At 46.8% G+C, this 21879-nt stretch carries 20 protein-coding genes; 10 read left to right on the top strand and 10 right to left on the bottom strand.

From position 1 onward, the window contains the following. Window positions 1-7: 7 nt before the first annotated feature. Together Q0882_RS10670 and nfsA are read right to left on the bottom strand one after the other, a co-directional pair. Entirely contained in the window at window positions 8-1240 is a 1233-nt protein-coding gene (locus tag Q0882_RS10670; protein ID WP_299181304.1) for an EAL and HDOD domain-containing protein, read from the bottom strand. A gap of 50 nt (window positions 1241-1290) precedes the next feature. Next, window positions 1291-2028: an oxygen-insensitive NADPH nitroreductase gene (nfsA, locus tag Q0882_RS10665; RefSeq protein WP_299181301.1), complete on the bottom strand. Its 738-nt coding sequence runs from the start codon at window positions 2026-2028 to the stop codon at window positions 1291-1293. Window positions 2029-2184: 156 nt separating this feature from the next. Here nfsA and Q0882_RS10660 point away from each other — a divergent pair, with 156 nt between their 5' ends. Genes Q0882_RS10660 through Q0882_RS10645 form a run of 4 tightly spaced genes read left to right on the top strand, consistent with a single transcriptional unit; the run spans window position 2185 to window position 5361 of the window. Continuing rightward, on the top strand, window positions 2185-2874 hold the full coding sequence (locus Q0882_RS10660) for a DUF2064 domain-containing protein (RefSeq protein ID WP_299181298.1): 690 nt from the start codon (window positions 2185-2187) through the stop codon (window positions 2872-2874). 10 nt (window positions 2875-2884) lie between these two features. Next, a complete protein-coding gene (locus Q0882_RS10655) occupies window positions 2885-3796 on the top strand; it encodes a radical SAM protein (protein WP_299181295.1) in 912 nt (303 codons plus the stop codon). Window positions 3797-3806: 10 nt separating this feature from the next. Beyond that, window positions 3807-4658 carry an MTAP family purine nucleoside phosphorylase gene (locus tag Q0882_RS10650; protein WP_299181292.1) on the top strand — a complete coding sequence of 284 codons (852 nt, stop codon included), beginning with the start codon at window positions 3807-3809 and terminating at the stop codon, window positions 4656-4658. Continuing rightward, entirely contained in the window at window positions 4651-5361 is a 711-nt protein-coding gene (locus Q0882_RS10645; RefSeq protein ID WP_299181289.1) for a hypothetical protein, read from the top strand. Before Q0882_RS10650 ends, Q0882_RS10645 begins: the two co-directional genes overlap by 8 nt. On the opposite strand, the gene Q0882_RS10640 is transcribed toward Q0882_RS10645, so the two are convergent. After that, entirely contained in the window at window positions 5352-7487 is a 2136-nt protein-coding gene (locus tag Q0882_RS10640) for an FAD-dependent oxidoreductase (protein WP_299181287.1), read from the bottom strand. The two genes, Q0882_RS10645 and Q0882_RS10640, sit on opposite strands and share 10 nt — an antisense overlap. 205 nt (window positions 7488-7692) lie before the next feature. Between Q0882_RS10640 and Q0882_RS10635 the strand changes: the two genes are divergently transcribed. From Q0882_RS10635 to Q0882_RS10620, 4 genes are read left to right on the top strand one after another with little or no spacing between them, the layout of a single operon-like run. Then, the gene (locus tag Q0882_RS10635; RefSeq protein WP_299181285.1) at window positions 7693-8433 is read left to right on the top strand and encodes a lipopolysaccharide kinase InaA family protein; all 741 of its coding nucleotides are present in this window, start codon (window positions 7693-7695) and stop codon (window positions 8431-8433) included. Continuing rightward, window positions 8426-9202 carry a glycosyltransferase family 2 protein gene (locus Q0882_RS10630; protein WP_299181282.1) on the top strand — a complete coding sequence of 259 codons (777 nt, stop codon included), beginning with the start codon at window positions 8426-8428 and terminating at the stop codon, window positions 9200-9202. Before Q0882_RS10635 ends, Q0882_RS10630 begins: the two co-directional genes overlap by 8 nt. Beyond that, window positions 9192-10178 carry a glycosyltransferase family 9 protein gene (locus tag Q0882_RS10625; RefSeq protein WP_299181279.1) on the top strand — a complete coding sequence of 329 codons (987 nt, stop codon included), beginning with the start codon at window positions 9192-9194 and terminating at the stop codon, window positions 10176-10178. Before Q0882_RS10630 ends, Q0882_RS10625 begins: the two co-directional genes overlap by 11 nt. A gap of 27 nt (window positions 10179-10205) precedes the next feature. Continuing rightward, window positions 10206-11510: a hypothetical protein gene (locus tag Q0882_RS10620; protein ID WP_299181276.1), complete on the top strand. Its 1305-nt coding sequence runs from the start codon at window positions 10206-10208 to the stop codon at window positions 11508-11510. 10 nt (window positions 11511-11520) lie between these two features. On the opposite strand, the gene Q0882_RS10615 is transcribed toward Q0882_RS10620, so the two are convergent. The 4 genes from Q0882_RS10615 to lpxL all read right to left on the bottom strand — a co-directional run bounded on the left by Q0882_RS10615 (window position 11521) and on the right by lpxL (window position 15704). Beyond that, entirely contained in the window at window positions 11521-12573 is a 1053-nt protein-coding gene (locus Q0882_RS10615; RefSeq protein WP_299181273.1) for an O-antigen ligase, read from the bottom strand. 247 nt (window positions 12574-12820) lie between these two features. Next, entirely contained in the window at window positions 12821-13915 is a 1095-nt protein-coding gene (locus Q0882_RS10610; protein WP_299181270.1) for a glycosyltransferase family 4 protein, read from the bottom strand. An 84-nt stretch (window positions 13916-13999) separates the two neighbouring features. Beyond that, entirely contained in the window at window positions 14000-14773 is a 774-nt protein-coding gene (locus tag Q0882_RS10605) for a glycosyltransferase family 32 protein (RefSeq protein ID WP_299181267.1), read from the bottom strand. 19 nt (window positions 14774-14792) lie between these two features. Then, window positions 14793-15704 (bottom strand): LpxL/LpxP family Kdo(2)-lipid IV(A) lauroyl/palmitoleoyl acyltransferase, encoded by a 912-nt coding sequence (lpxL, locus tag Q0882_RS10600; protein ID WP_299181265.1) that lies wholly within the window; start codon window positions 15702-15704, stop codon window positions 14793-14795. A gap of 132 nt (window positions 15705-15836) precedes the next feature. On the opposite strand from lpxL, the gene msbA reads away from it, so the two are divergent. Then, window positions 15837-17648, top strand: coding sequence for a lipid A export permease/ATP-binding protein MsbA (gene msbA / locus Q0882_RS10595; RefSeq protein ID WP_299181263.1), 1812 nt, complete (start codon window positions 15837-15839; stop codon window positions 17646-17648). After that, window positions 17645-19075: a bifunctional D-glycero-beta-D-manno-heptose-7-phosphate kinase/D-glycero-beta-D-manno-heptose 1-phosphate adenylyltransferase HldE gene (gene hldE / locus Q0882_RS10590; RefSeq protein ID WP_299181261.1), complete on the top strand. Its 1431-nt coding sequence runs from the start codon at window positions 17645-17647 to the stop codon at window positions 19073-19075. The genes msbA and hldE overlap by 4 nt, the downstream gene beginning before the upstream one ends. Window positions 19076-19136: 61 nt before the next feature. On the opposite strand, the gene Q0882_RS10585 is transcribed toward hldE, so the two are convergent. From Q0882_RS10585 to Q0882_RS10575, 3 genes are read right to left on the bottom strand one after another with little or no spacing between them, the layout of a single operon-like run. Then, window positions 19137-19805, bottom strand: coding sequence for an acyltransferase (locus tag Q0882_RS10585; RefSeq protein ID WP_299181259.1), 669 nt, complete (start codon window positions 19803-19805; stop codon window positions 19137-19139). Window positions 19806-19847: 42 nt separating this feature from the next. Next, window positions 19848-20633, bottom strand: a complete 786-nt coding sequence (locus tag Q0882_RS10580; RefSeq protein WP_299181256.1) for an aldo/keto reductase — start codon at window positions 20631-20633, stop codon at window positions 19848-19850. Beyond that, window positions 20627-21805 carry an FAD-dependent oxidoreductase gene (locus tag Q0882_RS10575; RefSeq protein ID WP_299181253.1) on the bottom strand — a complete coding sequence of 393 codons (1179 nt, stop codon included), beginning with the start codon at window positions 21803-21805 and terminating at the stop codon, window positions 20627-20629. Before Q0882_RS10575 ends, Q0882_RS10580 begins: the two co-directional genes overlap by 7 nt. Between the last annotated feature and the right edge of the window lie 74 nt (window positions 21806-21879).

Genomic DNA, 21879 nt, shown 5'->3' with positions numbered 1-21879 from the left:
GCTGAGTTTATTTCTCACTCAAACTCATCATCACCTGCTGAGACCATGTCAGGCTGTGGCGGTAGGCGGCTTCGTAGAAGGATTTGTCCAGTAGCAGATCCATATCATCAAAGTCGCCACTTTCGTATTGAGACACCTGCTGCAAGATCTGGCCCAGTTGTCCCTCATGTGTTAGTAGTGCGGCTTTCACATCAGCTTGTAAAGGAACCTGCTCAAGCAGCTCCTGCATCTCCATATCTAACAAGACGTCCAGCTTAGAAAAGAGCCCGGTGATGAAGTTATTGATCGGTTGGTGTCGGCCCAGCATCTCGGCAAGCAGTTCACACATTCGCCCACGCACCAGCATGCTGCGGGTCAGCTCTTCAGGCTTATCCTGAGTATCAGTGACCAGAAAGAGGCTAACCCATTTACGTATCTGCTCAAAGCCCAGAAGGCTGATGGCATGGGAGAGTGACTCGATCTCGCGCTGCAGACTGAAAGCGGCTGAGTTCACCACGCGCAGTATCCGATACGTCAGCAGGGGGTCATTAACCACTAACTGCTCGACAGATTGTGCGGTTGCGGTTGGGCTCTGCAGTTCCACCATCATCTGCATCAAGAGTACTTTGCTGCTACCCAGTTTTTTGCCTTTGACCGGCTCGGGTTTTGACAGGAAATAGCCCTGATAGAGTGAGAAGCCCAGTTCATGGCACTGCCGGAACTCCTCCTGAGTTTCGACTTTGTCGGCGAGCAACTCTAAGTTATATGGGCGCAGGGTGCGCACCAGATCGTGAAGTTTATCCGACTCAATGGCTTGCATATCCAGTTTAAGGATATGGATCAGGTTCAGTAGAGGTTTAAATTTTTTCACTGGTTTAAAGTCGGATAGTGCTAACCGGTATCCCTGCTGCCCCAGCTCTTTAACCCGCTCGACAAACTCAGGTGTGATATCTGAGTGACCTAATATCTCCAGAATAAAATGCTCTTTGGGCAGCTCTGGAAAGTTCTCTGCCATCAACGTCTTATCTGTCAACTTGATGTAGCAGGGGAGAGAACGAACCTGGCCATCTTCGCAGATGCTGGCGTAGGTATTCAGAATGACAGAGGAGGTTGCAAGGTGGTCATTAATTGTATGAGGCGCCTGTTCATCATCGTTGCGATAAAGCAGTACATAAGCGACAACATCCTGGCTTTTATTGAATACAGGCTGACGTGCTAACAGTAGATCGAGTGATTCGCCCGTTTCAATGGAATCGCCCATTATTATTCTCCTTGCCGACCATGAAAATTAAATTAAGCGTAAAATTTTATCTATCTCCTAAGATACCCGCGAGATTGTAAGAAAGAAAGCATATGGGGGCGAGCTTCCTTTCGTAGCATAGTGGAAATTTGCTCACTCCAGCTCATCTCTTTCTGACCGCCCGTGCGCTGCTGGTAGTAAGTTCTGACCGTCTGGTCATATGTCGCGATCAGTTCCGCGTCTGTGGAATCATCATACCGGTCCTGTTTTAGTACTACTTCCAGGGGGAGGCGTGGTTTCACTTCAGGATCTTGATCCGGGTAGCCCAGGCACATACCAAATACCGGATAAACCAGCTGAGGAAGGGAAAGTGCATCAGTAACGTGGTTAATTTTATTGCGCAGACCACCGATATAGACCACACCTAAGCCTTCTGATTCGGCCGCGATCGCAACATTCTGAGCAAACAGGGCGCAGTCGACCGTTGCAGTTATAAACTGTTCTGTAAATCCGGAAAGCATTTCGGAATCATGCATCTCACAACTGATACGGTGTCGATTCATATCAGCACAGAACACCAGAAAGCGTGGGGCATCCTTAACATAAGTCTGGTTGCCGGCCCACTCTGCCAGAGATGCACGGGTATCAGGGTGATTCACCTGAATGACAGTGCAGGCCTGAATAAAGCTGGAGGTTGCTGCTGCCTGTCCTGCTTGGATGTACTGATTAATCTGCTCCTGTTCGACGGCTTGCGACGTGAATTTTCGAATAGAACGGTGGCTATTGAGAAGTTGTATTACCTGATTCATCTTAATACCGGTACGAATGTGTGAGTAAGTTGGTTGAGAGCGTTAAAGAGGCTGAATCGACCATCAATTTACGTTAGCTTATAAACACGATGATTGCATGAACTATTACAAAAACTTCCTGTCTATCAAACAGTTGTTCCATATAAGGATGATTCATTGACTAATCGTTCAGACACCACACTCCTGATATTTTGTAAAAAGCCCCGCCTGCATCAGGGAAAACAGCGTATAGCGGCTACTCTTGGGCCTGAAGTGGCACTGGATATTGCTCGTGCCCTTTTAAATTGTGCTATAGAGGATGCGGGTCATTGGCAGGGACCTGTTGTGCTCTCCCCCTCTTCTGAACAGGATCGGGATTGGGCGGAGCGGCTGCTCCCTGGTGTCACCGTAGTGGTGCAGCCTGAAGGCAATCTGGGTGAGCGGATTGTGGCGGTTGATAACCACCTCAGGGATTCAGGCCACCAACGTATCCTCATCATTGGCTCTGATGCGCCTATCCTGGATCACAGTTACCTGCGGGAAGCCGCAAAGGGACTGGTTACCTCCGATGTAGTGCTGAGTGCAGCGGAGGATGGGGGGATTACCTTGATGGCATCATCCTCAGGATGGCCAGATATTAGTGATCTTCCCTGGAGTACGGACCGTTTGGGCGAAGAACTGGATCAGGCGTGCCGGGCTCAACATCGTTCCGTCAGCTATATAAGGCCTAGCTATGATATAGATCTGGAAGCGGACCTGATTAAATTGGTGAAAGATCTTCACGATGATGAGCGCCCCTCAAGGCAGGCGCTGTTGAGGTTGGTCAACCCATTAGTGGGCTCTGAATCCAATATGATTAAGGTTTGATGGTTAAACTATGCAAAGAATCCGCACGGAAAATTGGAACTATACGCCAGAGGGAGATGCGCGTGGTTATATCGACCCTTTCACCCTGCGCGAGCTCTGGTTTCATACTGGCACCGCTTGCAATTTACAGTGCTCTTTCTGCCTCGAGGGATCAGGGCCCGGTGATAAACGTCTGGAGCTTGTGAAATTTGGCGATGTGAAACCTTACATAGATGAAGCTCTGGAGCTGGGGGTGGAGCAGTTTTCGTTTACAGGAGGGGAGCCCTTTCTGGCTAAACAGTTGGTGAAAATTTTAGCTTATGCGGCGCAATTTCGTCCCTGTTTAGTGCTGACAAATGGCACCGAGGCGCTACAGCAGAGGATGGCTGAGGTTGCTACGTTGGCTGGAACAAAACATCCGGTCAAGTTCCGGGTTAGTATCGATAAGCCAGCAGCAGAGATGCACGATGCAGGTCGCGGAGAGGGGGCGTTTCATAAGGCGCTGCAAGGGTTACAACAGTTATATTCAGCAGGCTTTCAGGTCTCGGTTGCCCGGCATATGGATAAGGGGGAGAACCGAGAACGGGTTGAACAAGCCTACAGCGCTTTGTTTAAACAGAATGGCTTGCCTGAAAATCTGCATATTGTGGCCTTCCCGGATTTTGCAACACCCGGGAGCCTGCCACAGGTACCACAAGTGACCACTGCGTGTATGACGACTTACCAAAATGAGGAGAGTCGGCAAAACTTCATGTGCGCCTTCAGTAAAATGGTTGTTAAAAAACAGGGTCAGATGCGGGTCTATGCCTGTACATTGGTGGATGATGATGAAGAATATGATCTGGGGAGTGATTTACGCCAGAGTCTGGATGAGCGAATCAGTATGAAACATCATCGTTGTTATAGTTGTTTTGCCTATGGGGCATCCTGTAGCGAAGGATAAGGGGGTATTAATGCTGGGTATTATTGGTGGCACGGGAATCTATCAGCTGGAAGGGCTTGAAGTTAAGCAGAAGCATCAGATCGATACCCCTTTCGGAGCGCCTTCAGCCCCCATCGTACAGGGGGTCATGAGTGACAGGGATCTATTGTTTCTACCCCGGCATGGTGTGAGGCATGAGCTTCTCCCCTCTGAGGTGAACTATCGCGCCAATGTCTGGGCTTTAAAGAAGCTGGGAGTGACCCAACTGATCGGCTTGTCAGCGGTCGGCAGTTTGCAGGCCGAAATTGAACCGGGGGATCTTTCCCTTCCGGATCAATATTTCGATTTTGTAAAGGGGGACCGGCAGAAGAGTTTCTTTGGTAACGGGCTGGCAGCCCACGTTTCCACAGCGGAGCCGACCTGTAAGTCACTGGCAGATGCGCTGGAGCGAGCAGCGACAACCGTTGATATTAAGTTACATCGGAATAAAACGTATGGTTGTGTTGATGGTCCCCGGCTGGGCACGCGTGCTGAAAGCTTTTTCCTTCGGGGAGCTGCCGGCTGTGATCTGGTGGGTATGACGAATGTCCCGGAGGTTTTTCTCGCGCGTGAAGCGCAGCTTTGCTATACCACCATCGCAATAGCGACCGATTATGATTGCTGGTTGGATGACCCTGCTCAACATGTGAGTGTCGAGCAGGTCATTGCACGTTATGGCGCTAGCCTGGAGAAAGCTAAAAAAGTACTAACAGCTTATATCGCACAGGCACAAAGCTGCTCAGAGGTGTGCGGTTGTCGAAAAAGTTTAGCGAGTGCCGTGCTTACGCCTAAGGAGGCACTCGACGAAAGCCAGTTGCAACTGTTGGAAGTTTTGAGTGCCTGAGCCGCTGCTATCCGTTGTGATTCCGGTTGGACCTGAAGAGCCAGATATTCCACAAGGGTTGATTGAGGATCTTCATCTCCTGCCGGAGGGTAGTGAAATTATCTTGGTCGGTTGTGATCCAATAGAGCAGGCGGTGCTGAAGGAGCAAACGGATCAGGTCATGAATGCCTACCCTGTTTATTGGCTCTTTACAGCTCCCGATCGGGGTATCCAGATGAATACGGGGGCTGCGCATGCGTCAGGCCAGTTTATCTGGTTCTTACATCTGGATAGCCGATTCTCGCCAGCCCTGATTGATGCGCTTCTAGCCAATCTCTCCCGTTACCCAAATAGCCTGCACTATTGTTTACTCGAATTTATGTCAGATGGCCCCAGCTCTATGCCTCTCAATAGCCTAGGGGCTAATTTGAGGTCGCTTCTGTTGGGAGTTCCGTTTGGTGATCAGGGATTTTTGATTAAAAAGGAAAAATTTAATCTGGTAGGGGGGTATCCCGAATCTGTAGCCTATGGCGAAGATCACCTGTTTGTCTGGTATGCACGTCAGAACAGGGTTCCACTCAAATGCTGTTGGCAAAAGTTGCGAACCAGTGCTCGTAAATATGAGCGTAAGGGGTGGCTCTCACTGACTCTGCTATATCAACGGTTGTGGATAAAGCAGGCGTGGCCGGAATTTATCCGGCTCCTGCGAACACGCTATTTCTGACCGCGCATCCAGCGATGGTATTTTGCCACCCAATTTAATATCTCCTGTGGCGCATTGGCTCTCTTCCATTCACCGGCCGCATATTTATTGGCCTCGCTCAATGTAGGGTAGATATGAATGGTTCCGAGAATTTTATTCAGTCCTAGCCCATGCTTCATTGCGGTTACATACTCGGTAATGAGTTCTCCTGAGTGGGGACCGACGATCGTGGCGCCAAGAATCTTGTCCCTGCCGGGGACTGTAAGTACTTTTACGAAACCATGGTTATCACTGTCAGCGATCGCTCTGTCGAGCTCTTCAAGATCAAACAGGGTGACCTCATAGGCGATCCCATGGGCCTCAGCTTCGGTCTCATTCAGCCCGACGCGGGCAACTTCAGGATCGGTAAATGTGGCAGCTGGGATCACAGAGTAATCAACTTTAAATTTTTTAAACGTTCCGAAGAGCGCATTAACAGCTGCATACCAGGCTTGATGAGCCGCTGCATGCGTAAACTGGTTTGGACCTGCAACATCGCCACATGCGTAGATATTGGGGTATTTAGTTTGTAAGTACTCGTTAACTTCAAGAGTGCCATCCTCTTTGGTGGGGATCCCCAGTTTGTCCAGGCCGAAACCCTCAACATTGGCCTGACGACCCGTAGCAATCAGTAGCTGGTCAAAGCGAATCTCTTCAATGTTTCCCTGATGTTCGCAGATTAGAATCCTCTCACCATCCTGCTCTCTAAACTCGCGCATTTTTCGTTCAGAAAGGATCTGAACGCCCTCCTTGGCGAATTGATCACTTACATATTCTGAGACATCAGGGTCCTCTTTTGGCATGATGCGATTGCCTCGCAGGACTATGCTTACCTCCGAACCCAAGCGTGCGAAACATTGACTGAGTTCGCAACCGATAGGTCCGCCTCCGAGAACCAGCAGGCGTTTAGGCAGATCGCGTAACTCCCAGAGATTATCAGAGGTCAGTGGTTGCATCGCTTCAATATTGCGAATGGCGGGAATGCGGGGACGAGCCCCCGTTGCGATGACAATGTTGCGGGTTGTAATGATCTCTCCGTTAACAACAACTTCATAGGGGTTGAGGATAGTTGCGGCACCCTGAACACAATCCACACCAAGCCCTGTGTAGCGCTCTATTGAATCATGTGGTTCAACCGTTTTGATAACGTTAGAGACTCGTTCCATGATCTCAGCAAAGTTGAATTTCACATCGCTACGCGCAATTCCGTACTCCTTACTTCGTTTGCTGTCGGCGACAAAGCGAGCTGAGCGGATCAGCGCTTTTGAGGGTACACAGCCCGTATTTAAGCAATCCCCACCCATTTTGTGTTTCTCGATAAGATTAACTTTGGCTTTGACCGCTGCCGCAATATAGGAGGTCACCAGGCCAGCAGAGCCTGCGCCTATGACCACAAGGTTAGTATCAAAATGCTTGGGTTTGGAGAAGCCTTTGTAGATTGCGCGGGCTTTTATATGATCGATGGTTTTCTTGGTTATCAGCGGGAATATACCCAGCAGGGCAAAAGAGACCAGTATCTCTGGTGAGAGTATTCCTGCCAGAGAATCCAACTGCCCCAATTGTGTTCCTGCGTTTACATAAACGGCAGTACCCGCCAGCATCCCCAGTTGGCTGACCCAATAGAATGTCCATGTTTTGATTGGGGTCAGGCCCATCGCCAGATTGATAACAAAAAACGGGAATATAGGGACTAAGCGTAATGTGAAAAGATAGAAAGCACCCTCTTTCTCTATCCCTTGATTGATGGAACTGAGTTGCTGGGAAAAACGCTGTTGGATCCCATCTCTCAGCAGGAAGCGAGAGAAGAGAAAAGCAAGAGTAGCGCCGATACTGCTGGCAAAGGAGATCACCAGTAACCCTGCTGAAAAACCAAAAAGTGCTCCGCCTGCGAGGGTCATAATAGCTGCACCAGGTAGAGATAATCCTGTGACCACAACATAGATAATAAAGAAAATTGTTAGCGTCAGAATTGGGTTTTCAGCATAGAAATGATTAAAGCGGGCCTGGTTCTCCTTGATAAATTCAAGGCTGAGGTACTGGTTCAGGTCGAAGATGAAGAAGGCGCTGACGGCCAATGCAATGAAAAGTAGTAGGAGTGCCTTCTTCATGTGGAGACCTTTTAAAATTATTTTCTATTAGTCAAAGCGATAGGAAATTAGTTCAGTTGTGCGGCGATATTATGCTGTTTCGATTTAAGGCTACCTATAGCAACTTATGGTAAAATATACGGTTTTGTATAGATGATCACGAAATGGTTGGTCGTGCATATCGATATGAGAAGTCGCTAATGTCTAAACAAGGTCTGGTCAGCTGATGAAAACGGTTTTGAACCCCCTGTGCATGGATTTTCAAAAGCTCTTGAGTGATCTGCCATCAGCATTCGAAGGTAGTCAGCGTTCGATTCATAAAGCGCGTAATGAACTTAAAATTATTCAGTACGAGGGAGAACGTTTAGTACTGAAATCGTTTAAGGTCCCAGGGTTGCTGCAGCGCCTTATCTATACTTTCCTGCGCCCGAGTAAAGCGGAACGCTCTTACCAAAACTCCCTGCTTTTGGAGAGATTTACACCGACACCGATCGGGTTTGTTGAATACAGCCGAAATGGATTGCTCAGTCATAGTTACTTTTTGAGTGAATGCTTTGAGTATGATTTTACGATCAGGGAACCCTTGTTGGATGCTGACTTTGAGGATAGGGATAACGTATTGAAGGCGTTCGCTCGCTTTACACTTGATCTTCATAATGCAGGGATATTTCACAAAGACTATTCACCGGGGAATATCCTCATTAAGCGGGCATCGGAAGGGGGATATCAATTCAAAATTGTTGATGTGAACCGCATGCGGATTCAAGCAATGGATGCTGAAATGAGGGCGAAGGGGTTTGAAAAGTTATGGGCGAGCGATGCAGACTTGCAGCTCATAGCGGAGGAGTATCAGAGCTGTGCTCAGGTACCTGATAACTTCTGTGAAAGAGTGTGTCATTACTCGAATAAAAATAAAAAGATCAAAAACTTCAAAAAACGTTTAAAAGGTAAACCGGTGAATGATTAATATCAGTCATATCTCCTGTGTGATAATAGTCAAAAATGCTGCAGAAACGATTGTGCCTGTACTGGAATCACTGACCGCTTTTGACGAAGTCGTTTTATATGATAATGGTTCCGATGATGGTACTCAGGATTTGGCAAAAGAGTATCCAAATGTGAACCTGGTTGAAGGTGCTTTTTTAGGGTTTGGTGAAACCAAACAGAAAGCGGCGGGCTATGCCAAAAATAACTGGGTTCTGTCGCTTGATGCCGATGAGGTGCTGTCAGAAACGTTTATCGAAGGATTGAAAGAGTTATCGCTGGACGATCATTGCGTCTATTCTATCTTGCGCAGCAACTTCTACAAAGACAGGGAAGTTAAGCACTGCTGGGGCAAAGATATTATTGTTCGATTATACAACCGTACCAAGACCGGCTTTAACAGCAACAAAGTGCATGAGCATGTGGTTGTCGATGGAATGGATGTGATTCCGCTACAGGGCGCAGTAAAGCATTATCCCTATCAGAATATTTCTCAGTTCATTATTAAGCTTGATAAGTATTCCTCTCTGTTTGCCGAAGAGAATAAGGGCCTGAAGAGTTCCTCACCTTTAAAGGCTTTTTTAAGTTCAAATTTCTCCTTCTTTAAAACCTATATTATTAAACGCGGTTTTATGGATGGTTCGCCGGGCCTTGTGATCGCTTTTTCCCATATGGCTACAAATTTTTATAAGTACATGAAGCTTTATGAACTGAATAAAACGATTAAGAATGGGGTCGGGAATGGCAACTAGTGTACTGATAACCAGACATGACAAGATTGGCGATTTTGTTGTGGCTTTGCCTATGTTTCAGTGCCTTAAAGCGGCCAGACCTGACCTTAAACTTGTTGCTCTGGTTGCTAAGGTTAATGTCAGTCTTGCGCGTGAACTGGATTATATCGACGAGGTCATTGAGTATGATCCAAATGATATGTCCGCTACGTTAAGAGCTATAAAAAAAGCCAACTGTAGTGTCAGTATTTCAGCCTATATCGATAATCAGTTGGGCTTCTTGCTCTGGAGGGCAGGTATTCCAAAGCGGATTGCACCTGCCACAAAGGTTGCTCAAATCTGGTTTAATTGCAGGATTAAACAGCGACGTAGTCGAGTCGAAAAAACAGAGTACCAATATAACCTTGATCTATTAAAAGCGTTGGATGAACGGATCGATAATCCTCAGATCAGCTTTCCTCTGTTTAACTTTGACCCACGAAAATGTGATGCTGCAGTACGGGATTTTTGTAATAAAAATGATCTGGATATGGGGCTTCCAATCATTGGGTTGCATCCCGGAAGCGGGGGGAGTACGGATGGTAATCTCACCCTGGAACACTATGTTCGCCTGGCGAAAGCTCTGATAGAGAGAGGGGGGTGTCAGGTCGTATTTACCTTTGGGCCAGATGATAGAGAGCTTGTATCGGGGGTCGAGGAGAGACTGGGTGAGCAAGTGGTTATCTATCAATCTGTAGGGAGTATTTATGATTTTGCTCTACTACTGAGTGGTTTCTCTATTTTTGTCAGTACATCTACGGGCACTATGCATCTGGCAGCAGGAATGAATATCCGAACTTTGTCTTTCTTTGGTGAAGTTAGAGTGGCGTCACCTGCACGCTGGGCCTCTGTAAATCAGAGTGAATATCAGAATAATCTTTCTCTATCTGAGGGGTATCCTCAGAAAAAATATGATGACATTGAAGCCAGATTACTCGACTTGGTTGCAGCTCTTTAAGCATATTGTGCAAGGCTAGAAACAATAGTGGCAAAACAAAAGATCAATAAATTTGTGATTGGAGAGAAGCATCCATGGGATGAGTACTCCGATCAACCTTCGATCATCAGGGATCGAAGGTATAAAACAAGTATGAAGCGCCAGCATGTTAAAGCTCATTTTCTGACTTTTTTAACATCCTGCATCATCTTCCCAATCGCATTGCTCGCGTGGCTTTTGAATCGCAAGAAAGTACGTGCGTGCAGTAAGTCTTTTTTCTCTTTATGCGTAAATCTGGATAAAGGGGAAGCCCAATATGAGCTTGTGGAGGAGCTGGGCTGTAACAGTATTCAGGTCAGGTTTTTTTTGGCTGATATGCATCGACTTGAAGAGTATTGTCAGTTCCTCAAAGGGTTTAAGGGGAAAGAGGTGCTCTTGGTGGTGGTACAGAGTCGTGAGCATATCGAAGATTCGGAGCGATTAAGGGTAGATATACAGCGTGTGTTTGAAGCGTTCTTTCCTTTTGTTCAAAAATTCCAGATCGGTACGACCATCAATCGCTCCAAGTGGGGATTCTTCTCTGTTGATGAGTATCTGCGATTCTTCAAAGTTGCTCAAAGCGTCAGAGATCATCATTTTTCTGGACTAAGCTTGCTGGGACCCTCTGTGATTGATTTTGAGTACCCTTATGTCCTCAGAGCGCTGTTTAACCTGTTTCCCGTTCGCTTTGATATGGTCGCAGCTTTGTTATATGTGGACAGAAGAGGTGCACCGGAAAATACACAGCTATATCTCTTCGATACATATAACAAGATAGGTTTCCTACATAGCATCATTCGGCTTAGTCCTAAATCATCTGATCGCTTGTTACTCACTGAGACCAACTGGCCACTTGAGAACACAGCGCCCTGGGCACCGACAAGTGAAACCGAATGTGTCAGTGAATTTGAGTACGCGAATTACATGCTTAGGTACTATCTCCAGGCCATCGCTTCTTGTCGGGTTGAAGCTGTTTATTGGCACCAGTTGATTGCTAACGGCTATGGCCTGGTAGATAGCCGGGAAGGGCTTCGAAAGCGTGAAGCCTTTTATGTTTATCGGACAATGCTGGAATTATTGGGGGACGTTGAAGTGCAAGCTTATCTGGAGCATGGCAATGTCTACCATCTGGATTGTCAGAATAGTAAAAACATTGTTGTCTTATGGTGTAATGGTAAAGAGGAGTCACTTCAAACTTATGCTGAAAGATATCAATTGAGCCTTGATAATCGAAAAATAATAGATAAAACAGGTCATGAGATTGGCAACAAAATAATGATCTCTGATAGCCCTATTTATCTGGTTGAAAGGTAAGTTTTGTAAATTAGTCCGGTGGACTTTTTATCGCGCTCATTCTTTCATGGAGCAGGCTGGTTAGGATCACCAGCAGTCCCGTATACATTATGATTCCTGTGTTCAGAAGAATAACTTCCTGAGAGAGGTTCGCAATAACGAAAACGCTCCCGAAAGCGGTCAGCGCTGCTGCATAGGGCGCGATTGAGTGATCCTCTTTTCGCCAGGCCTGTAATCCAAGATAGATTGGGAAACCGAGAAAGGTAATGGCTGTGACAAGCCCGATCAGGCCCCGACGAGCAAAGGAATAAACATAGGTGTTGTGAGCATCATCAAAACGAAGAAGCTCTTTACCGAACCTGCCACTTTTCACTTGCTCGTTTTTATATCTAACATACCCTTCATAACCTACGCCAGTAATCGGTGATTGTAGACCTGCTTCTATACTTGCCTGCCAAAGACCTAGGCGTATGCCAGATGAGGTATCTGTTTTACGGCCCTCGTAAAAAGAGATGGCATTCTTATAGGAGTGTTCGAACCTTGCCATGGTTGAACTGTTGTTCATTGATATGCCGGTAACAGCTATTAAAAGCAGGAAGATTAATGCAGCTTTAATTTTGTGACTGTTTTCCCGTTTAAGGTATAGAACTGATAATAAGATAAAGATAATTGGGATTGCGATGATACTTCCTCTGCTTTGTGTGAAAATCCCCGCTACGAGCCCTCCGCATGACAAAAGAGTGAGTGTGATCAACAGCAGCTTCTGTTTAAGTGATTGATGCGGGACTGAAGCAGTTAGTGCTAACGCAGCGGCAGCTATCGCAATCGAGATAGCGCCAAACTGGATCGCATTGATGGAATTTCCGACTCTGGCTGCACCGAGAGTGTATTTCTCATAGATGGCTACGCAGAACAAAGCGAATGAGCTGATTATGAAGGAGGAGATAATCAGCTTATGGTTAATCTTCACCGCATTGAGCAGAAAGATGAGAGGGATTAATAATAGTACTTTGGCGGGCTTATCGAGGATGCGAGGCCCTGAATCAAATAGGAAGAGTTCAATAAAAAAGGATGCTATGTACATCAGCATAACTAAGATTAGCGCTTTCTCTGTACGGCTTAAACTGATCTGTTTACGTATGCTTGGGCTTAAGAAACTTAAGTAGGAGAGCACTAGTAAGCCGGCAAATAGGCTATAACTTTTATGAAATGTAACTGAGAAAATGATGAAGCAGCCGACGATGAGGCTTAGATAAGCCCTGGTATAGAGAATGCTGTTAAATTCTGTAATTTTAAAAGACAAACTTTAAATCTCTTTCTTTAGTGTGCTTCTAAGCGTTTGTGAGAATGTTTTCTATCTCTTTAAACTGCTTATCTTGGTCAAACCTATGCTTTGCGGTCTCTTTGCCTGAGTGTGCGATCTGTTTTTGTGACTCAGGGTTATCAATATAATAAGTTAGCTTTTCGGCGAGGTTGTCAGGGTCTCCACTCTCAAATAGTAGGCCATCTTTCTTGTCCTCAATTATCTCCAGTGGGCCACCGCTATTGCTGGCAATCACAGCTGTACCTGTATGCATCGCTTCGATAATAACCATTCCAAAGGTTTCTTTGTCTGTAGCTAGAACGACACAGTCGCTGATCGCCATCAGATCCTGCACATTATCCGCAAAACCTGTAAACACAATATCATCTGTCAGCTGTGATTCTGCAATATCCGCTTTGAGCTGAGCGAGGTAATCGGCTTCCATCGCATCGCCAATGAGGAGTAGCTTGATATTACATTTATCCAGCTTTTGTAGCGCCTCGATCAGAATAGCCTGGCCTTTAGCGGGTTCAATGCGCCCAGCCAACGCAATGACGAAGTTGTCTCCGAGATTATATTGTTGGCGAAGCGCTATATAAGTTTGCGAAGAGATGGGTTGGTAAGGAGCCGCGCCAATATATGAAACTTTGACTGTAGGACAGATATCTTTAGGCACAAAATGCGTGATCTGCTGTTTTACTTGCTGAGTGACGGCGATCATTAAGTCGACCTTTTTATAAAGGTAACGGTGATAAAAGTCACTTTTGAACCGCGTCATATTCATATGACGGCTCTGTATCAGCTTGGGCTGTCTCTGACTGAGCTTTATTGCGAAGACACAAAGAGGAAGGTCTTTAGTCCAATGCATATGCAGGCAGTCTATTTTATTGTCATCGATATACCGGGCCAGAGCTCTGGCGTTATGGAAAATGTTTTTCCATGAGGATCTTCGTAGAACAAGGCGTTGCTGATCTTCAGTGAACTTTGTGAGTAGCCTACTTTGCTCCGCAATGGTTATGTGAGTGACGATCCGGGGGCGAAGGAACATCGACAGACGGTGCATGTATAGCTCTAATCCCCCCAGATTGGGGGATAAGCAAAGTTGCATAATACGTTTGTTCATCTGTCATCACTCTTTAGGTTATGCGTGTTTCTTGCGTATTAACTGATCTGATATAAGGGGTTTTTAGCTTTTCAGAACATTGACTCAATCTTTGAGAAGGTCTTCCTTTTTTGCGTGTGTCCACTTTCCTCTGGGCTTATCTATGTATTGAAAGTGTTCATTGGTGAAGCTTCCCTGGATGCAGGTGATTTTATAAAAGCGGTGTTTAACCGGGATCTCTCCAATAGCAAGATTGAATACCGCCGGCCCAGTGAGATCGTAGACTCCACGGCCAATTTTTCTATTCTGGATATTGTGAACAATCAGATCGATTGTTTTCTTTAAGACAGCATTCTCTTTGCAACTGGCAATAAAGTAATTTGTATAGTGCTCTTTGTTCATTAAAAACAGTTCACTATCACTATCATCAATCATCTTAGAGATGGGCCAGACAGCGTGAGCGTCGATATCCATATAGACCCCACCGTAGTGGTTGAGGGTCAGCATTCGCCACATGTCTGCCTGGGCAGCACCGTCAGTCAGTTTGGAGTAAGCCTCAAAAATCTCATCAGAAGAGTGTTCTTTAATGAACTCTACTCGCTCTTCAGTGCTCACGTATCGGTATTCAAAATCTGGAGAGATGAGCCGATTGAACAGGTAGTTACAGTAAACCGGCAGGCTCACACGGTTAGTAAAATTGGTTTGCCAGATCGTTTTCGGTATTTTTGAATTCGTTTTTGCTTTGACTAATGGGGCACTGTATTTAGGGATCGTGAATCGTTTATTTGGAAATAAGAAATGAAACAGGAAAGAGAACATTTTTATCAGTGCTCCCGTTATTTTCAGCAAACGATTAGCTAGAACAATCTTAAATGGCATGGGGAGTTCCTACTCTATTTCAGCGTTGCTGATAGGGATTGAGTTGCTGGTCAGGCTGGGTTTTAAATCGTCTGTGAACCCACATATATTGCGAAGGTGCCTGGCGTACAGCCTGCTCTATAGCTAAATTCATCAGTCGGGCATCCTCAGTTTCATCGCCACTCGGAAAGCCTTCTATTGGAGCCACTGAGATGGTGTAACCGGAGTCATCATCATTCCGTCGCTGTCTCAAACATAGGATGGGAGAGTCATTCAGGCGAACCATTTTGCTGGTGGCGGTGATTGTTGCAGCGGTTTGCTTAAAGAAAGGTACAAAGACAGCATTCTTACGACCAAAGTCCTGATCAGGGCCATACCAGACAATGTGATTGTTACGTAGTTTTCTGACGATCTGACGGAGTTGCTTTCGCTCTATCGGGTCACTCCAGCTTGACCGACCCCGACATATAATCTCTTCCATCAGTGGGTTGTTGTGTCGCCGGTACATGCTGACCAGAGGATAGCCTTTTAGGCTGAACAGCGCACCGCCCAGATCAAGGGTTGAGTAGTGCCCACCTAATAGAATTAAACCTTTTCCTTGCTCCAGCGCCTGATCAATCAGCTTCAAATCAACATATGTTGTCTTGTTGAGAAGGGATTTCTTGTTACTCCAAAAAGCCCACGCGGTTTCGACAACACCGATACCGTTGTCGGCAAAAACTTTCTTAACAAACTGCTTTTGCTGATCTTTATTCAGTTCTGGGAAGCACAGAGTGGTGTTGACTTCGGCAATATATCGTCGTTTGGGTAGCAGGTGGTAGAGAGATATCCCGATAAACCTGCCTAGTGCTAACCCTGGCTTAAATGGCAAAAATGCGATCAGGCGTAGCAGAGCGATGCCCAGCCAGGTCAGCCAGTAACGGGGAGCAGTAAATTGAGTAAGTTTTGCCACAAAAAATGATCCATTAGTAAATCGGAGCAATTATACCCATCCGCTGGTGAGGTAACCAGAGATCGCTGTTGGGGGTTGGCTGTTGGGAGGGTACAATAGGCACCTGAATCTGAATGGGTAAGTTGAATATCAATGAATGAACCGATGAAAGCACCAGGCGAAGGGATGAAAATCTATCTTCGTTTATTGACATATGTTCGCCCTTATTGGATCGCATTTATTATCGGGATTATCGGCTTCATCATATATGCCGGTACACAAACTGCCTTTGCCGCATTGATGGAATACCTTGTGGATGCCATAGGGGAGTCGAAAGAGGATGCCTATATCTATGGTCCATTAGCACTGATTTGTATCGCGTTGGCCCGAGGTATCGGGATGTTCGCAGGGAACTATTTCATGGCTTATGTGGCGAGGAACGTGGTCCATCAGTTAAGGCTGGTCATGTTTGACCGCTTATTAGTTCTTCCAGTCCAGTATTTCCACGAACACTCTTCAGGCCATATTCTGTCAAAGCTGTCTTACAACGTTGAACAGGTCACAAGCGCAGCCACGGAATCGTTGAAAATAGCCGTTCGGGAGGGGGCTACCGTTATTGGATTGCTGATCTATCTATTGATTCTGAATTGGAAATTGACGCTGGTGTTTGTCGCGGTGAGCCCTTTCATTGCGTTGGTGGTGTTGGTGGCATCAAAACGTTTTCGTCGGTTAGGCCATAGAATTCAGGATTCCATGGGTGAGGTCACACATGTTGCCTCTGAAAATATCCAGGGGTTTCAGGTGGTACGTACATTTGGTGGACTTGAGATTGAAAAGAGAAGATTTTTGGCTGCAAGTATGCAAAATCTTCGACAGAGCCTGAAAATGGTGGTGACGGAGTCTCTGAATACACCTTTTGTCCAACTGATAGTTTCCAGTGCATTGGCATTGTTGATTTTCTTGTCACTGCATCCGCTTTTGAATACAGGGATGGGAGCGGGAGAGTTTATTGCTTTTATTACAGCAGCAGGCTTGATTGCTAAGCCTTTGCGTTCGCTAACAGAGGTAAACAGCGCTATTCAACGAGGTATAGCTGCTGCCCAAAGTATTTTTGAGTTGATTGATCAGCCTGTTGAAAAAGATCAGGGCAGCCGATGCCCTGATAATGTAGTTGGTAGGATCAGCTTTACGGGACTGGATTTTGCGTATGCGCCCGGGAAAAAGGTGATCTCAGGTTTTGAGCTAGAGATCAATGCGGGGCAGACGGTTGCGCTTGTGGGTAAGTCAGGCAGTGGTAAGTCTACATTAGCCAATTTACTACCGCGCTTCTATGAGCCAACTGAAGGGGAGGTGCTCTTAGATGGCTATCCTCTGTCGGATTATCCACTTGATTTTTTACGCCAACAGATTGCGATAGTGACTCAGAATGTTGTTCTGTTTGCAGGAACCATCCGGGATAATATTGCTTATGGTGCGATGGAGGATAGCTCAGATGAAGATGTTCTGGCAGCGGCGGAAGCCGCGCATGTCATGGAGTTCGCCTCCCGGCTTCCAAACGGCTTAGATACTGAAGTCGGGGAAAAGGGCACAAAACTGTCTGGAGGGCAGCGGCAACGCATTGCTATTGCTCGTGCTATTTTGAAAAATTCACCTGTTCTTATTCTCGATGAAGCGACCTCTGCACTTGATACTGAGTCAGAGCGCCACATTCAGGAGGCTATGGAAAATGTGATGCATGGTCGAACGACCATTGCTATTGCACATCGGCTATCTACGATAGAAGCAGCGGATAAAATAGTCGTCATGGATCAGGGACGTATTGTGGAACAGGGCAGGCATGCTGAGTTGTTAAAAAAAGAGGGGGCCTATGCCGCTCTTTACAAAATGCAGTTCAGTGAAATTGATAATCAGGCAGAACCAATAACCCAAACTATTACCGATCATAAACAGGAGCCCTCTGAATGAAGATACATATGCCACGCTTTGAAAAGGCTCAGGTTCTTGTTATTGGTGATTTGATGCTAGATCGATATTGGCATGGACCAACATCACGCATTTCACCTGAGGCACCTGTTCCTGTGGTTAAGGTTGATCAGAGTGAGGATCGCCCTGGCGGTGCTGCTAATGTGGCCTTGAACGTGACGGCACTTGGTTCAGGTGTGTCGCTGGTCGGATTAGTGGGTGATGATGAGGCCGGCCAAGCACTGGAAAAACAGCTCTCTTCTGCACGAGTTAACTGCGCTTTCTCTGTAGCTGACAATGAACCAACGATTACTAAGTTGCGTGTTATCAGCAGGCATCAGCAGCTGATCAGGTTGGATTTTGAAGAGCCATTTTCCAGTTGCTACAGCGACCGTGTTTTCGATGTGGCAGAACCCTTGTTGAAGAATGTGGGGGTTATCGTCCTCTCTGATTATGGGAAAGGAACCCTTGCGGATTGTCAGCAACTGATCAAAGCAGCGAAGGCTGAAAATGTACCTGTTATGGTCGATCCGAAGGGGAGTGACTTCAGCCGTTACCGAGGTGCAACGTTACTCACACCTAATCTTTCAGAATTTGAAGCGATTGTTGGCTCTTGTAATTCCGAAGAGGAGTTGGTGTCAAAAGGGCAGCAACTGGCAAAAGAGCTCGAGTTGGAGGCACTTCTGGTGACTCGGAGTGAGCAGGGGATGACTCTGATTCGGGTTGATCAGGAGGAGTTACATTTCCCGGCAAGGGCCCGAGAAGTGTTTGATGTCACCGGTGCAGGCGACACCGTAATATCAACCTTAGCGGCCTCTCTTGCTGCGGGTGAAGATCTGAGTAATGCTGTCGCGCTCTCAAATATAGCTGCGAGTATCGTCGTCGGTAAGTTGGGCACAGCGGCTATCAGTGCGCCCGAACTCCGCCGTGAGGTGATGAAGGAGCAAGGTGCCGAGCGTGGGGTGGTGACAGAGGATCAGTTGTTGATAGCGCTGGCTGATGCGCGAGCGGCCGGAGAATCGATCGTGTTTACCAATGGTTGTTTTGATATTCTGCATGCTGGCCATGTGGGGTATCTGGAGCAGGCCAGAGCGCAGGGTGATCGACTGGTATTAGCGATTAATAGTGATCAATCTGTGAGCCGTTTAAAAGGGCCGGGTAGGCCTATTAATCCGGTAGAGCGCCGTATGGCAGTGTTATCAGGGCTCGAAGCGGTTGATTGGGTTCTCTATTTTGAGGAGGACACCCCTGAACGGTTACTTGAAAGAGTTCGCCCGGATGTATTAGTGAAAGGGGGAGACTATGGGATTGATGGCGTTGTTGGTGGCGAGTTCGTGCGTAGTTACGGCGGCGAAGTGAAGGTTCTCTCTTTTCTGGATAATTGTTCCACTACTGCGATCGTTGATAAGATTCAGGGCGATAAAGAGTGAGTGTTTCTTAAGTCGCCGACTAAGATGATTGGGTGTCAGGTGAATAAGGATTGTGCCCGCTTTAATGTTGCCAAGTTACATCGGCTTTTAATACTTTTGCGGGCACTCCGGCGATTACGGCATTCTCGGTATTGAATGATTTAGTAATGGTCGTATTAGCCCCGATTATGCAGCCATCTTTGATGTCTGAGCCTTTTAAAATCAGGCTTTGTGAGCCAATCCATACATTATCGCCCACAATAATCTCTTGATCAGGATTGATCTGCTCTCTGTTTTTATTGAAGATCGCATGTTGATCGGTATCCATTAGGGTACTTCTCCATGCAATCATCACATCATCACCGATGGATATCTTTTTTGCGCAGATGAGCAGGGCGTCACCGGTAATGTTTATGTTATTACCGAGGTATAGAGTCCCATCAACAAGCAATTTTGCACCGATTCCGATTTTGGCTTTCCCTTTAAAGTGTATATCCCCCTTAATCTGCAAAACGGGCCTGTCATAGCGGTAATCCAGCATATCGATACCACCAAAGCCGATGCGGACGATTCCGGTTTTAATCTGTGTGATATGCGCCCGGCCGGAGAGAGATTTCAGTTTTGTTTTGCGTGAAACAAGGATAGGTAGATGTAGAGCCTGACGAAATGGCAGCAAGCGAAAATTAACATAGATACTTTTCGGGATGCCTGAAACATAGCGGATAAGTTTTACAATTTTATCAGTGTTCATTACTGCGGCACTTCGCTCTAGTTGAATAGTATCTAAAGCCCTTCACCCCATTTTCGCGGCTAGTACATTTGCTTCAAGGTGAAGGGGATTAATCGTTCCAATGATGGCAGATGTGACACCCGGATGTGCAAAAATAAAGTCAAAACTGGCTTGTACTGGATCTGTTTCCTGATTTGAGCAGATATGACCGGATGCTAACGCTTTCTTTAGGAGAATCCCTTTTCCGTGCTTGGCAGCAAAATCCAAAACCGGCTTCTCTTCTGTATGAGCCAGATTGTAGGTCACCATAGCGCAGTCAGAGTGCTGCAGCGCTAAGATTCCACCGTCAACTGTTTTGGTGGACATGCCGGTGGCTCGAACTTTCCCCTCTGCCTTGAGGTCATTGAGTACTTCAAGAACTCCAAATTTCTGAATGATCTCTACATCGTTACCATCGGAGTGGACCAGCATCATATCTATATAGTCAGTGTTAAGTCTCTTTAGGCTTCTTTCAACACTATGGCGCACATGTTCCGGCGTAAAGTTAAAACTTGATTCCCCGGTCTCATTGTTAAACTCCTCACCAACTTTCGAACAGATCACCCAATCCTGACGTTGCCCTTTCAGCAACTTGCCGAGGCGTTGTTCACTGATGCCGTAGGCGGGTGCTGTATCGATCAGGTTTATTCCCAGGTCTCGCGCGAGAGCAAGCAGGTTCAACGCCTCGCTATCATTAGGAATAGTAAACTCTTCAGGGTATTTCACCCCTTTATCCCGGCCGAGTTTAACTGTGCCTAGCCCAATCGGCGAAATATAGATGTCGGTATTTGCAAGGTGGCGTTTTAGCAAAAGGCGCTCTCCCAGATCGGTACGGCTGTTTCTGGCCTTGGAAATTCAGACAGTGCAGAGAGGTCTGTTACGGTTTCAGGTTGGGTGCACAGTTGGAGCACTTGATCAGCCAGATCAGGCGACAGTGCTAACTTTGTCGGCCAGGCTACGATGCAGTTGCCTCTCTTCTGTGCAAAAGCAGAATCAGGGCGGACAAGCGATGACTGCTTCGGTTCTGCCCGATCGACATGGAAGCTTTGCCATTGGGCCCGGCTTAGATCTACCCAAGGTAATAGCTCGGCAAGTGTTTTTTGGGCAAAGCTGATCTGCTCCGCTGGGGTACGATCCATACCCGTTTCAGCAATATCTCCACCCAGATACCACACCTGTTTTCCATCTGAGCAGGGGTGAGTCGTGATCGTTGCTACCGGCTTGCTGCCAGTCCCGATGCAGTGAGCAAATGTTGGAAGATTATGTGCGTGTTTGACCATGACCATATGGAGTGGTCGGCGCTGCATCTCTGGTTGTTTTAGCGCCAGTGTTGAGGCTAGCTGCTCAAATCCTTCGCCTGCCGTCAGAGCCAGGGAGTTCGGCTCTAACTGTAGATCATGCTCTGGAAAAACAATCGAGGAGACCCTGTCCCCTTCAATGGATATCTGAGCACTGCTGATATCGGCTTGGTAGATCCTGTTGTCAACCGGCTTACGCAGTGCATTAATCACGGTTGGAACGTTTAAAACCAGCTCGTTGAGGCGGTAAAGTGAGCCTCTGAAACGCTTATCGGAAAAAACTGCCGGACGCATATCCGCAGAGACCTCTTCGACACGCCCACGGAACGCCTTGGTGGCAAAAAAGGTGGTCATTTTAGAGCCAAGGGAGCCTTTAGACCACATGTAGTGGGCTTCAGAAAGCATCTCTACATCACTTAGATCTATCTCTCCTTGACCCTGCAGGCAGTCCCGCCAGCGCTGAGGCATCTCTTTAATCGTGTTGGATGCCTGAGTCAGTACACCGTTCAGTGCATACTTAGTGCCGCCATGGATAATGCCCTGTGAACGGACAGATTGACCGCCTCCGAGCGTATCTTTTTCAAAAAGGATAGCGTTATATCCGCTCTGGACAGCACGATTCAGTAGCCAGAGGCCCGCGACGCCCCCGCCGATGATGATCAGGTCACACTTTAATATTTTCATAGAGGGGCATTATATGCGCCGTTGCGGTTGGGGGCTAGCGTGCACTGATGCATGTTATACTGGCACCTTACCTT

It is taken from the genome of uncultured Neptuniibacter sp. (genome assembly GCF_947498015.1).
Lineage (GTDB): Bacteria > Pseudomonadota > Gammaproteobacteria > Pseudomonadales > Balneatricaceae > Neptuniibacter.
Note: the sequence above shows the minus strand (reverse complement) of the source record. Positions and strands in the feature narration are given on the sequence as shown.